10 protein-coding genes are annotated in these 13,168 nt (G+C 69.4%); all 10 read left to right on the top strand.

Annotated features, from left to right (window positions below):
* Positions 1-5 precede the first annotated feature (5 nt).
* Positions 6-1,646, top strand: a complete 1,641-nt coding sequence (gene tssA / locus KY572_RS04225; RefSeq protein WP_224240863.1) for a type VI secretion system protein TssA — start codon at positions 6-8, stop codon at positions 1,644-1,646.
* Between the two features lie 64 nt (positions 1,647-1,710).
* Positions 1,711-2,202, top strand: coding sequence for a type VI secretion system contractile sheath small subunit (gene tssB / locus KY572_RS04220; RefSeq protein WP_224240862.1), 492 nt, complete (start codon positions 1,711-1,713; stop codon positions 2,200-2,202).
* A gap of 35 nt (positions 2,203-2,237) precedes the next feature.
* Positions 2,238-3,722 carry a type VI secretion system contractile sheath large subunit gene (tssC, locus tag KY572_RS04215; RefSeq protein WP_224240861.1) on the top strand — a complete coding sequence of 495 codons (1,485 nt, stop codon included), beginning with the start codon at positions 2,238-2,240 and terminating at the stop codon, positions 3,720-3,722.
* 146 nt (positions 3,723-3,868) lie between these two features.
* The gene (tssD, locus tag KY572_RS04210) at positions 3,869-4,360 is read left to right on the top strand and encodes a type VI secretion system tube protein TssD (protein WP_224240860.1); all 492 of its coding nucleotides are present in this window, start codon (positions 3,869-3,871) and stop codon (positions 4,358-4,360) included.
* Positions 4,361-4,428: 68 nt separating this feature from the next.
* Positions 4,429-4,821, top strand: coding sequence for a type VI secretion system baseplate subunit TssE (tssE, locus tag KY572_RS04205; RefSeq protein WP_224240859.1), 393 nt, complete (start codon positions 4,429-4,431; stop codon positions 4,819-4,821).
* A gap of 28 nt (positions 4,822-4,849) precedes the next feature.
* Positions 4,850-6,592 carry a type VI secretion system baseplate subunit TssF gene (gene tssF, locus KY572_RS04200; protein WP_224240858.1) on the top strand — a complete coding sequence of 581 codons (1,743 nt, stop codon included), beginning with the start codon at positions 4,850-4,852 and terminating at the stop codon, positions 6,590-6,592.
* Entirely contained in the window at positions 6,556-7,785 is a 1,230-nt protein-coding gene (tssG, locus tag KY572_RS04195) for a type VI secretion system baseplate subunit TssG (protein ID WP_224240857.1), read from the top strand. The genes tssF and tssG overlap by 37 nt, the downstream gene beginning before the upstream one ends.
* 42 nt (positions 7,786-7,827) lie before the next feature.
* Positions 7,828-10,455 (top strand): type VI secretion system ATPase TssH, encoded by a 2,628-nt coding sequence (gene tssH, locus KY572_RS04190; RefSeq protein ID WP_224240856.1) that lies wholly within the window; start codon positions 7,828-7,830, stop codon positions 10,453-10,455.
* 137 nt (positions 10,456-10,592) lie between these two features.
* A complete protein-coding gene (locus KY572_RS04185; protein WP_224240855.1) occupies positions 10,593-12,185 on the top strand; it encodes a type VI secretion system-associated FHA domain protein in 1,593 nt (530 codons plus the stop codon).
* Positions 12,182-13,156, top strand: coding sequence for a hypothetical protein (locus tag KY572_RS04180; RefSeq protein ID WP_224240854.1), 975 nt, complete (start codon positions 12,182-12,184; stop codon positions 13,154-13,156). The genes KY572_RS04185 and KY572_RS04180 overlap by 4 nt, the downstream gene beginning before the upstream one ends.
* Positions 13,157-13,168: the final 12 nt, after the last annotated feature.

Below are 13,168 nucleotides of genomic sequence, written 5' to 3'. Positions count from 1 at the left end.
GCGTCATGGCAGTCTCGATCGAACAACTCCGGGAGAAGGCGAAGAGCTGGATCGAGCCCTGCTCCGCGGCGGCTCCCGCGGGCGCGGCCGCGAAGACGAATGCTCAGTACGAGGCCGTCGTCGCCGAGATGGCCAAGCTCGAGGCCGTGACGGGCGGCGCGGTGGACTGGGGCATGGTGCTGGACTCCAGCGGCAAGGTGCTCCAGACCGTCTCCAAGGATCTGCGCATCGCCACGTACCTGGCCTATGGCCTGTACCAGACGCAGGGGCTCGACGGGCTCGCCACGGGCCTCACCGTCGTCTCCGAGATCATGGACCGGTACTGGCCGGGCCTCTTCCCGGAGCTGGCGCGCCTGCGTGGCCGCGTCAACGCCCTGGGCTGGCTGATCGAGCGCACCTCCAAGACGCTGGCCGACACGCCGGTGGACGCGGGCGCCCGCGAGCGCGTCGAGGCGCTCGATGTGGCCGCCGCGCGCCTGGCCGAGGTGTCGCGCCAGAAGTTCGAGGCCAACGGCCCCGCCGTCCGCCCGCTGCTCGAGAGCGTCCAGCGCCTCAAGGCCTCGCTGCCCGCGGAGGCCCCGCCGCCTCCGCCGCCGCCTCCCGTCGAGGCCAGGCCCACCACCTCCGTTCCGCCGCCGCCGTCCATTGCGCCCGTCACGGCTCCCGTGGCCGCGGCGCCTCCTCCCCCGGCCGTCAGCACGCCGCCCGTGGCGACGATGTCCGGCGCCGAGGGCGTCACCGACTTCCTGCGCCAGACGGGCTCGGCGCTGGCGAGCGCGGCGGGCACGCTGCGGCGCGCGGTGGCCACCGATCCGCAGTCCTACCGGATGCTGCGCGTCGGCCTGTACCTGCACCTGGTGCAGCCGCCGCCCTCGGACGCCTCCGGGAAGACGTCTATCCCCGCGCCGCCCCCGGCGCTGCGCACGCAGCTCGAGAAGATGGCGGCCAACGGCAAGTGGGCCGAGGTGCTCGAGGAGGCCGAGTCCGCGCTCATGCAGCACCGCTTCTGGGTGGATCTGCACTACCTGAGCGCCCGCGCGCTGGCCGAGCTGGGGCCCACCTTCGGGCCCGCGCGTCAGTCGCTGCTGGTAGAGCTGGGCGCGTGGCTCAAGCGCATGCCCGCCGTGCCCAGGTTCCTGTTCGGCGATGGCTCGCCCGTGGCCAACGGCGAGACGCGCGCGTGGCTCGAGTCGGAGCTGGCCCCACCCGCGGCCTCCGGCGGCGCGGCTCCGTCCTCGCAGGCCGAGGCGGGGCAGGGGGATGACGAGGCGGCGGCGCTCGCCGAGGCGCGCAAGCTGCTGGGCGGCGGCAAGGCCCCCGAGGCGATCGCCCTGCTCCAGAAGCGCGTGCAGGAGGCCACCTCCAGCCGCAAGCGCTTCAAGGCCAGGCTGGCGCTCGCGAAACTTTGCGCTGCCAGCGGTCAGCCCAACATGGCGCGAGCGCTGTACGAGGCGCTCGATCGCGAGGCGGTCGAGCGGGGGTTGGATGTGTGGGAGCCGGCGCTCATCGCGGAGTGTCTCGAGGGGCTGCTGGCCGTCTCGCGCCCCCAGCCCAAGGCGGGTGAAGGACTGGTGTCGGAGTTCAACGCCCGGTATCATCGTCTCTGCCTGATCGATCCCAGCGCTGCCCTGAGGGTGTCTCTGTGAGAGGGGGGGCCTCTTACGGTGAGTCCGCGCGGGATAACGTCGTTCCCAACCAGGAGGTCACGAGGTGAGCAAGGAAGGATCTGTCGCGCCGAAAGAGCGCGTCAACATCGTCTACAAGTCCGAGACCGGAGGCGCGCAGGCCGAGGTCGAGCTGCCGCTGAAGATCCTCATGGTGGGGGATTACACCGGCCGCAAGGATGATCGCCCCGTCGAGGAGCGGGCGCCCATCAACATCGACAAGTCCAACTTCAACGAGGTGATGACCAAGCAGAACCTCGGGCTGGACATCAACGTCGCCGACAAGCTCTCCAACGAGAAGGGCGCGGAGATGGCGGTGTCGCTGAAGTTCTCGACCCTCGCCGACTTCACCCCCGAGGGCATCGTCAACCAGGTGCCCCAGCTCAAGCAGCTGCTCGAGCTGCGCGCCGCCCTCAACGCCCTCAAGGGCCCCCTGGGCAACGTGCCGGCCTTCCGCAAGAAGATCCAGGCGCTGCTCGGAGACACCGAGGGCCGCCAGAAGCTGATGGCGGAGCTCGGGCTGGGCGACAAGAAGTAGCCACCGCCACCAGGCATAGAGAGGCTTGAACACGGATGAGCACTGAAGCCAAGGCGGATACCGCCGCAGCAACGACTGTCGAGAGCCAGAACTCCCTGCTCGACGAGATCCTTGCCGAGACCAAGATGAAGCCGAGCGACGACGGCTATGACGTCGCCCGGAAGGGAGTCCAGGCCTTCATCGCGGAGATGCTGGCCCCGGGCCGCTCCGCGGAGCGCGTGGACAAGGCGCTGGTGGACGCGATGATCGCCGAGGTGGATCTGCGGCTCAGCGCGCAGGTCAACGAGATCCTCCACCACCCCAAGCTCCAGGCGCTCGAGTCCGCCTGGCGCGGGCTGAAGTTCCTGATCGATCGCACGGACTTCCGCGAGAACATCAAGGTGGAGATGCTGAACGCCACCAAGGAAGACCTGCTCACGGACTTCGAGGACGCTCCGGAGACGGTGAAGTCCGGCCTCTACCGGCTGGTGTACTCCAACGAGTACGGCGTCTTCGGTGGCAAGCCCTACGGCACCATCTGCGCCAACTTCGACTTCGGGCCGGGCCCGGAGGACATCGCCCTGCTGCAGAAGTGCGCGGCGGTGGCGGCCATGGCGCACACCCCGTTCATCGCCAACGCGTCGCCGGAGTTCTTCGGGGAGACGTCCTTCCTGAAGCTGCCGGGCCTCAAGGACCTGAAGTCGCTGTTCGAGGGTCCCCAGTACGCGCGCTGGCACAGCTTCCGCGAGAGCGAGGACGCCCGCTACGTGGGGCTGGCCATGCCGCGCTTCCTGCTGCGGCTGCCCTACGGCGAGAAGACCATCTCGGTGAAGTCCTTCAACTTCAACGAGGACGTCATCGGCAACCACGATCGCTACCTGTGGGGTCACGCCTCCATCGCGCTGACCAGCCGCATCGCCGACTCGTTCGCCAAGTACCGCTGGTGCCCCAACATCATCGGCCCGCAGTCGGGTGGCGCGGTGGAGAGCCTGCCGCTGCACCAGTACGAGGCCATGGGGGAGATCCAGACGAAGATCCCCACCGAGGTGCTCCTCACCGAGCGGCGCGAGTACGAGCTGAGCGAGGAGGGCTTCATCGGCATGGTGTTCCGCAAGGAGTCGGACAACGCCGCCTTCTTCTCGGCCAACTCCGTGCAGAAGCCCAAGTTCTTCGGCAACAGCCCGGAGGGCAAGGCGGCCGAGACGAACTACCGCCTGGGCACGCAGCTGCCGTACATGTTCATCATGTCCCGCCTGTCGCACTACCTGAAGGTGCTGCAGCGCGAGCAGATCGGCAGCTGGAAGGAGCGCGCGGACCTCGAGCGCGAGCTCAACCAGTGGATCGGCCAGTACGTGGCGGACATGGATGATCCGGCCCCCTCGGTGCGCTCCAAGCGCCCGCTGCGCTCGGCGAGGATCAAGGTGGAGGACGTGGAGGGCCAGCCCGGCTGGTACCGCTGCAACCTCCAGGTGCGCCCCCACTTCAAGTACATGGGCGCCTCCTTCACGCTGTCCCTCGTGGGCAAGCTGGACAAGGAATAGCGGCATCTAGGGGAAAACCCTGATGGCGCTCGTGGTCGCCGGAGGTGTGGGATCCGGCGGCTACACTCGCGGTTCCGGTCTCTCCAGGGAGGGGGGGCCCCAAGCAGCTCTCAACGAAGCAGCAGAAGGAAGAAGGAGAAGAGCCAATGGCTGAGACAGTACACCTGTACCTGAAGGCGAACGGCGCGGACATCAAGGGTGAGAGCACCCAGGTGAGCCTCGGTCGCCAGGATTCCATCGAGTGCGTCTACTACGAGCAGAGCGTCATCACCGCGCGCGAGGCCGGCTCCGGCATCGCCACCGGCCGGCGCCAGTACCAGCCGCTGCTCATCCGTAAGCGCATCGACAAGTCCTCTCCGCTGCTGATGAAGGCGCTCACGGAGAACCAGGCCATCGAGGCCACCTTCAAGTTCTTCCGCCCGAACCCCACTGGCGACGGCACCACCGAGCAGTTCTACACGGTGAACTTCAAGAAGGGCCGCATCGCCAGCATCAAGCAGGTGCTGCCGGACGCCTTCGAGCCGGCCGCCTCCACCCTGCCTCCGGTCGAGGAGGTCACGTTCGTGTTCCACACCATCGGGTGGACGTACACCAACGGTGGCGTGACGCACGAGGACACCTGGGATCAGCAGCGCTGATTGCGTCCGCTCGGCGTGCGTCCGGCTGAAGCGGGCGCACGCGGGCGGAAGCCGGAGAGGACACGACAGTGGCGGGGCGCGGGCTTCTGTCACGAATCGAGTCGGAAGAGGGGACGTCCTCGCGCAACATGGACGTCTCCACTTCCATCGTCGAGCACCTGCGGGTGTTGCTCAACACGCGCAAGGGCGATGCGGTGACCGTGCCGAACTTCGGGGTGGTGGACTTCACGGACCTGGTCCACTCGTTCCCGACGGCCGTGCAGACGTTGCAGGCGACCATTCGCGCCACGGTGCTGGAGTACGAGCCGCGCCTGCGCAACGTGAGCGTCCGCCATGTGCCGGACGAGGATCCGCTGGTGCTGCGGTTCGAGATCACCGCGCAGCCGGCGGACAAGAGTTCCCGAGGCGTGCTGCGGTTCCGGACGCAGATGACCCCGGGCGGGAAGGTCGAAGTGTGGTGAGCGTGCCGGTGACAGGTGGGAGCCACGGGTGTTCAGCAAGTACTACCAGAGCGAGCTCGCATATCTTCGTGAGATGGGGAAGGCGTTCGGCAGCGCCAATCCCGCGCTGGCCGGCATGCTGGTGGAGCGCGGCGGCGATCCGGACGTCGAGCGGCTGCTGGAGGGCTTCGCGTTCCTGACGGCTCGCATCCGCGAGCGCATCGACGACGCGGTGCCCGAGGTGGTCCACGGCCTGGTGGACCTGCTGCTGCCGCACTACCTGCGTGTGATGCCGTCCTGCTCGGTGGTGGAGTTCAGCCCCCACGCGCGGCTGTTGCGCGGGCGCTCGAGGATTCCGGCGGGCGCGGAGGTGGGCTCCAAGCCGGTGGACGGGACGACGTGCGTGTTCCGCACCACGCGCGCGGTGGATCTGCTGCCGCTGACGCTGGTGGACACGGTGCTGGATCAGTCCACGCAGCTGGCGCCGGTGCTGCGCGTGCAGTTCCAGGTGGCCGAGCAGGGGCGCAGCGAGGTGTTCCAGGAGGAGGGCTTCTCGCTCTTCATCCACGGCGAGCCGGCGGTGAGCTCCACGCTGCTGGTGTGGCTGATGCGGCACTGCAAGGCGGTGCTGGTGCGCGGCGCGGCCGGGAGCGAGCCGGTGCGGCTGCCGCCCACGTGTCTGCGCGCGGTGGGCTTCACGCCCGAGGATCAGCTGCTGCCATGGCCGGCGCGGGCCCCCGAGGGCTACCGGCTGCTGCAGGAGTACTTCACGCTGCCGCAGAAGTTCCTCTTCGTGGAGGTGCGGGGCCTGCAGGCGGCCGCGTCCATCACCGGCCAGCGGCTGGAGCTGGCCTTCGAGTTCGAGCGCCCGCCGCCCCTGCCCGGGCGCGTGCCCAAGGACATCTTCAAGCTGCACTGCGCGCCGGTGGTGAACCTGTTCACCACGTCCTCGGATCCGATCCGCGTGGGGACGATGGGGCACGAGCACCTGCTGCGCGCCGCGGGGCTGGATCCCGAGCACATGGAGGTCTACTCCGTGGACACCGTCACCGGCCTGCAGGCCGGGCGCACGGATCGGCTCGACTACCGGCCCTTCTTCGACTTCGCGCACAACACCGGGGACAACGCGCGCTTCTTCCGGCTGCGCCGCTCGCAGTCGCCGCTCAATGACGGCATCGACACGTTCCTGTCGCTGGGCAGCCCGCGGGATGCCATGCCCACGGCGGCCGAGGAGACGCTCTCCATCGATCTGACGTGCACCAACCGCTCGCTGCCCTCGCGGCTGCAGGTGGGGGACTTGAGCATGCCCACGCCGGCGTCTCCCACGACGGCGAAGTTCCGCAACATCATCGCGGTGACCAAGCCGGTGCGGCCGCCGCTGGGCTCGGAGCTGCACTGGCGGCTCTTGTCGCACCTGGCGCTGAACCAGCGCTCGCTGCTGGATCCGGGCACGCTGAAGGCGCTGCTGGAGCTGTACAACTTCCAGGCGACGGCGGATCAGCCGGCGGCGCGCGCCAACCAATTGCGCGTGGAGTCGCTGCGCGGCGTGACGGCCAGGCCCGCCACGCGCTTCCTGCAGGGGGCGCCCGTGCGTGGCTCCCAGGTGACGATCGACGTGGAGGAGGCGGGCTTCACCGGACTGGGGGATGCCTTCCTCTTCGGCAGCGTGCTGGACGAGATGTTCGCGTCCTACGTGAGCCTCAACGCCTTCAGCGAGCTGCACCTGCGCATCCAACCCTCACAGGTGGAGTACCGGTGGCCCCCACGCAACGGCCGTCAGCCGATCGTCTGACCGGGGAGGAGACGCCGGACGAGGAGTCCGGAGAGCTGGCGACGCTGTCGCTGGCCTCCCGGCTCGAGCGGCTGACGTCCGGCGCGATGCAGGTGCGCGCCCAGGCGGGCGGCGATCAGACGATCCGCTTCCGGCTGGACGCGGCGCTCCAGTTCGCGGCCGGTGACGTGCGGTTCCTCCCGCTGGTGGCGCTGCTGGAGCGGCTGACGTCCAGCGCGGTGCGCGTGGGCGGAGACGGGCCCCCGGCCGAGGAGGCCATCCGCTTCCGGCATGATCCCTCGCTGACCTTCAGCTCGGGTGACGTGAGCCAGGTGCGGCTGGTGCCGCGCGTGTCGGAGTGGGGCGAGGCGCAGGGCGGCCCCAAGCACGTCTTCGAGGTGGTCACCACCTTCCTGGGGCTCACCGGCGCGTCGTCTCCGCTGCCGGGGTACATGATCGAGGAGATCGCCCAGGAGGATCCGGACCGGCCCCTGCGGCGACACTTCCTGGATCTGTTCCACCACCGGCTGCTGTCGCTCTTGTACCGGGCGCTGTCGCGCTACATGCCCGAGGGCGAGGCCACGCGCGCGGGCGATGACGTGTGGTCCCGCCGGGTGCTGGCGCTGGCGGGCCTGGACACGTACGAGCGCGGCCCCTCGGTGGGCCTGTCCGTGGCCCAACTGCTGCGGCTGGCCCCGTTGCTGGCGACGCGCGCGCGCACGGCCCGGACGCTGGAGCTGGGGCTCACGGACGTGCTGCGCAACGAGCTGGGCGAGGCCCGCGTCACCGTCCGCCAGTTCGCCGGCAGCTGGGTGGACGTGGAGGAGGAGCAGCGCACGAAGCTGGGCAAGCTCAACTACCAGCTCGGCCGCAACGTCATGCTCGGCGGGCGGCTGTTCGACCGCGCCGGCAAGTTCATCATCGGCATCGCCCCGCTGGACGGCTCCACCTACCACCGCCTGCTGCCGGAGGGGGACTTGAGCCCGCTGGTGCGCGAGGTGGTGGCGCTGGTGGTGCGCGATCCGCTCGAGTGCGCCCTGGAGCTGGGCGTGAGCGATGAGGTGCTGGGCGCCTTCAAGCTGGGGACGAAGCGCCCGGCCAGGCTCGGACGCAATACCTATCTGGGCGGACGTCAGGGCGCGGCTCCTCGCTTGAGGACGCGGATCGTTCCGCTACCGTCGGGCGGGGGCACCGCGGCCTCGGCCGCTCCATAGAGTTCCGCAGGACCTTTCTCGTACCCGTAGAGGAGTCATCTGATGCACGTCGAACCGAAAACCCTCGTGCGGCGTCTCACCTCCAGCGCCACGCGCATGCTGGAGGGAGCCGTCTCCCGGGCCAACACCGCCCGCTGCTACGAGATCATCCCGGAGCACATGCTCAGGGCGATGCTGGATGACGAGGCGAGCGAGAGCTCGCTGATCCTCCGCCACTTCCAGGTGGACCGGGCCAAGGTGATCGCCCGCATCGAGGACACCCTGCGCGGGCTGCGCACCGGCAACGCGGACAAGCCGAAGTTCTCCGCGGACCTGTTCCAGTGGTTCGAGGACGCGTGGGTGGTGTCCTCGCTGGAGTATGGCGCCCTGCGGCTGCGCTCCGGCGCGCTGATGCTGCAGTGGATCCTCGGCTACACCCGGTACGCGGCGGAGAACTACCCGGAGCTGGATGGCGTACCCAAGGAGGGCCTCAAGAAGGCCTTCGAGGAGGTGGTGGGCGCCTCCAAGGAAGCGGCGGACGTGGCGGCGGCGGGGACGGCGGCGGCTCCCGCGGGTGGGGCCTCGCCGGCCAAGGGCGAGGATGCGCTCTCGCGCTTCACCACCTCGTTCACCGCGAAGGCGCGTGACGGGAAGATCGATCCCATCTTCGGCCGCGACCGGGAGATCCGGCAGGTGATCGACGTGCTGTCCCGGCGCCGGAAGAACAACCCCATCATCGTGGGCGAGCCGGGCGTCGGCAAGACGGCGCTCGTGGAGGGCCTGGCGCTCGCCATCGTCAAGGGTGACGTGCCCGAGTCCCTGAAGAACGTCGAGCTGCTCGGGCTGGATCTCGGCCTGCTGCAGGCCGGCGCGGGCGTGAAGGGCGAGTTCGAGAACCGGCTCAAGGCCGTCATCAACGAGGTGAAGGCCTCGCCCAAGCCGATCATCCTCTTCATCGACGAGGCGCACACGCTGATCGGCGCGGGCGGGCCGCAGGGCGGCGGAGACGCGGCGAACCTGCTCAAGCCGGAGCTGGCGCGCGGCGAGCTGCGCACCGTGGCCGCCACCACCTGGTCCGAGTACAAGAAATACTTCGAGAAGGATCCGGCGCTCGAGCGGCGCTTCCAGCCGGTGAAGGTGGACGAGCCCTCGGAGCATGACGCGGTGCTGATGATCCGCGGCCTGCGCGCCGTCTACGAGAAGGCCCACAACGTCACCATCCGCGAGGAGGCGGTGGTGGCGGCGGTGGAGCTGTCGCACCGCTACATCTCCGGCCGCCTGCTGCCGGACAAGGCGGTGGACCTGCTGGACACGGCCGCCGCGCGCGTGAAGCTGGAGCAGAGCGCCCGGCCGGACGAGTTGGTGGAGCTGGAGGCGAAGCTGGCCTCGCTGGAGAGCGAGAAGGCCGCCCGCGATCGCGAGCTGGCCGCCGGGCAGAAGCCGCCGCCGGAGGATGGCACGCCGGTGGAGGAGCGGCTCAAGGCCGTGCAGGATCAGGTGGCCACGCTGCGCGGGCGCTGGGAGGAGCAGCGCAACGCGGTGGAGGCGCTGAGCAAGGCCCTGGCCGAGCTGAACACCGCCAAGGAGCCGGCCGACAAGGACAAGCTCAAGGCCAAGGTGGCCGAGGCGCGCGAGGCGCTCCAGCGCCTGGGCGGCGAGTCTCCCATGGTGCACGCGGACGTGGACGCGGACGTGGTGGCCCGCGTGGTGGCCGGGTGGACGGGCATCCCCGTGGGGAAGATGCGCTCCAGCTCGCTCACCGCGGTGCTCAACCTGGAGGAGACGCTCCGGGGCCGCGTGCGCGGCCAGGACATGGCGCTGCGCACGGTGGCGGAGACGGTGCGCGCCTCCACCGCGGGCATCCGCAACCCGAACACGCCCATCGGCGTGCTGCTCTTCGTGGGCACCAGCGGCGTGGGCAAGACGGAGACGGCGCTGGCGCTGGCCGACGCCCTCTACGGCGGCGAGCGCTTCCTCACGACGATCAACATGTCCGAGTTCCAGGAGAAGCACACGGTGTCGCGCCTGATCGGCTCGCCGCCGGGCTACGTGGGCTACGGCGAGGGCGGCATGCTGACGGAGGCGGTGCGCCAGCGCCCGTACTCCGTGGTGCTGCTGGACGAGTGCGAGAAGGCGGACCCCGAGGTCCTCAACCTCTTCTACCAGGTGTTCGACAAGGGCGTGCTCAACGACGGCGAGGGCCGCACGGTGGACTTCAAGAACACCATCGTCATCCTCACCAGCAACCTGGCCACGGACGTCATTACGCAGATGTTCCAGGCCCCCGAGCCGCCGACCATCGAGGCGGTGCGCGAGGCCATCAAGCCGGCGCTCACCAAGCACTTCAAGCCGGCGCTGCTGGCGCGCATGTCCGTGGTGCCCTACGTCCCCATCGCCAAGGACATCCTCAAGGACATCGCGGCCATGAAGCTCAACTCGCTGGCGGGCCGCCTGCACACCTCCCACCGCATCAAGACGGAGTTCGCCCCGGAGGTGCTCGAGGAGTTCGCCCGCCGGTGCACGGACATGGACTCGGGCGCCCGCAACGTGGACCACGTGCTGCGCGCCTCGCTCATGCCCCAGCTGTCGCGTGAGCTGCTCGAGCACCTGGCGGGCGGGACGACGCCGACCCACCTGCATGTGGGCCTCAGCCCCGCCGGGGACTGGGATCTGGCCTTCTCCCACGCCTGATAAAAGGGGGGACAGCGCCTTCCAGGACGCGTAAAAAGGGGGCCCCGGGGGAGACCGGAGGCCCCCTTCCGCGTTCCTGCTTCCTCTTCGCGGGGCACCCCCTTGGCTGCCTCGGCCATTCGGCATAGGAGAAGGCCATGCTTCCCCTGGTGATCCGCATCAAGGACGTCGAGTCCAAGCCGCCGCTGGAGAAGCAGTACGTCTTCACCACGTCCCCGGTGCGTATCGGCCGCAACCAGCTCAACGACATCTCCCTGTCGCGCCCCTTCGTGTCGCTGTTCCACGCGCTGGTGCGCTTCGACAAGGGCTCCATCTCCATCGTGGACCTGGGGTCCACCAACGGGGTGGTCGTCGCCGGCAAGCGCATCGAGAAGAACGTCCCGGCCCGCATTACACCCGGGATGGAAGTCTCCATCGGCTCGGTTCACTTCGAGTTCTCGCGAGACTCAAAGGCAGTGAAGGACCCCGGGGGCCGGCTCACGCAGTTCCGTGCGCTGGCGGACATCATGAACGAGGCGCCCGGGAAGGGGGAGGCGCTCAGCTTCAAGCCCACCCCCATCCAGGAGCGCAAGCCGGAGCAGCGCACCTCGCTGCTGCCCAGCCTCGACAGCCTGCTGGAGCAGGAGGAAGTCACCGGGAAGAGCCCGCGGACGATCATCTCCCCGGCGATGCAGGACTCGGACACCAGCGAGGAGGCCACCAACCTGGATCTGCGCACGGTGACCGAGGAGGAGGAGCCGCAGCGCAAGAGGCCCGCGGCGCCCATTCCGCCTCCCGCGATGGTGCGCAAGCGGACGATGAGCAGCGTCCAGGTGCTGCCCCAGGCTCCGGGCGGGGCGGCGGCGCTGCAGAACACCATCCAGCAGCTCGTGCCGCTCTACAACGCGTACCGCACCTCCTGGAAGATGCTGCACCAGGGGCTGGCGCGCGGCGTGGACACGCTGCCGGAGAACGATCGGGGACAGCTCATCGCCCAGCTCCAGCGCCGCATGCCGGAGATGGCGCAGGAGCCCATGTTCCAGGAGATCGCCAAGAACGTGGGGCGCCCGGTGCAGCCGGAGCCGCTCACCGGAGGGGCGCAGAGCTCCACCTCGGGCGGTTCGGGCAACCGGCTGGACGTGGCGGCGCGGGAGCTGCTGAACCGGTTCGTGCGCTCGTACCTGCCGGAGAACCGGGGGCTGCAGTCGGAGGAGGACATCGAGGGCTTCCTGGAGCACCTGGCGGAGGTGCTGGAGACGTTCGGGCGCGCCTTCATCGAGCTGCGCCAGGGGCACGATCAGTTCGGCCAGCAGATGGCGGTGCCCGTCACCAACGATCAGAACCCGCTCACGCGCATGCGCGGCACGCGGGAGATCCTCCGCTACCTGCTGGACTTCAAGGTGGCGGACGGCTCGGGCCGGGTGCAGGAGCTGATGGGCGGCTTCGTGGACGTGATGATCCACCAGATCGCGCTGCTCAACGGCATGCGCGAGGGCGTGAAGGGGCTGCTGCAGCGGCTGAGCCCGGAGAACCTGAGCAAGGGCATGGGCGGCATCTGGCCCTTCAACCTCTCGAAGCGGTGGGAGAAGTACTCGGAGCAGCACCGGGCCTTCCTGGAGGAGGAGCGGGAGCTGACCGCTGTCCTGTTCGGTCCCGAGTTCGCCAAGGCGTACCTGGCCATCGTGGGTGACGCGGCGAAGGGTGGCCCCGGGGAAGACGAGGACGGCGGAGCGGTCGAGGAGGAGTCATGACGTCGAAGGGGTTTCGTGGGGCCCATGCCCTGCGGTGGTTGCTGGTGGCGCTGGGGGTCGCGGGGCTGAGCTGCAAGCACGAGGCGCCGGTGCGAGAGCCCGTGGTGCGGGCGTTGTGCTTCTCGGAGCTGCCTTCCTCGATGCGGGTGGTGTCTCCGGCGGTGTGGAAGCCCGAGGCGCTCTTCCAGCTGCTCATCAACGGGTACGATCCGGCCACGGGGCGGGTGCCCCTGCCGCCCACCGACTGCATGGGCACGCCCATCCTCTGGCAGGACCCGGCGCCCGGCGAGTGCGCCGTGACGGAGCCCGAGAGCGCGCCGCTGCCCATCCAGCCGCTCACCGTGGAGGAGATGATCATCACCGAGATGAGGCTGGACCTGAAGCTGGTCTGGGCGATCGTCCGGAGGTACTCGAACGGGGAGGCCATTGGCCCGGTGGCGCTGGTGGAGGCCACTCCGCGCGGGCTGGCGGTGCGAGCGCTGGGGACGCTGAAGGCGCTGCCCAAGAGCGCGCGTCTGCGGCTGGAGCGCATCGGCGGCATCGAGGTGCTGCTGGTGGATGGGGAGCGGTGCTGGGGGAACGATGATCCGAAGACGTGCCAGCGGATGGTGCGGATCATGCCGCTGCGCGGCAACCGGTTCGTCGCCGAGCCGCTCGTCTCCACGGACGGCAAGTGCATGCAGCCGGCGAACATCGCCCTGAGCCGCAACGGGACGCAGACGCTGTCCAGCAAGTGGGTGCGCAAGTATGAGTTCACCGCGGCGCTGACGGTGGCGCCGGATGGCATCCGCGTGGCGGAGCAGATCGCCGCCAAGGACAGCGATCCGAGGCAGCCGTCGTCTCCGGCGCGGCTGTTCCGCAAGGCCCAGGACGAGCGGCTGATCCAGGTGAACCAGAGCCGGATGTCGGTGGACCGGCCCTCGGTGTGGACGCAGCTGCTGGAGCCCGGGGCGACCGAGGTCCTCCCGTAGGAGCAGGGGAGG

Source organism: Hyalangium gracile, from assembly GCF_020103725.1.
Lineage (GTDB): Bacteria > Myxococcota > Myxococcia > Myxococcales > Myxococcaceae > Hyalangium > Hyalangium gracile.
This window is presented reverse-complemented; position numbering and strand designations above follow the sequence as displayed.

Coding starts and splice junctions, on each gene's coding strand:
- tssA (WP_224240863.1), top strand. CDS start 6: ATGGCAGTCTCGATCGAACAACTCCGGGAGAAGGCGAAGAGCTGGATC.
- tssC (WP_224240861.1), top strand. CDS start 2,238: ATGAGCACTGAAGCCAAGGCGGATACCGCCGCAGCAACGACTGTCGAG.
- tssD (WP_224240860.1), top strand. CDS start 3,869: ATGGCTGAGACAGTACACCTGTACCTGAAGGCGAACGGCGCGGACATC.
- tssH (WP_224240856.1), top strand. CDS start 7,828: ATGCACGTCGAACCGAAAACCCTCGTGCGGCGTCTCACCTCCAGCGCC.
- KY572_RS04185 (WP_224240855.1), top strand. CDS start 10,593: ATGCTTCCCCTGGTGATCCGCATCAAGGACGTCGAGTCCAAGCCGCCG.
- KY572_RS04180 (WP_224240854.1), top strand. CDS start 12,182: ATGACGTCGAAGGGGTTTCGTGGGGCCCATGCCCTGCGGTGGTTGCTG.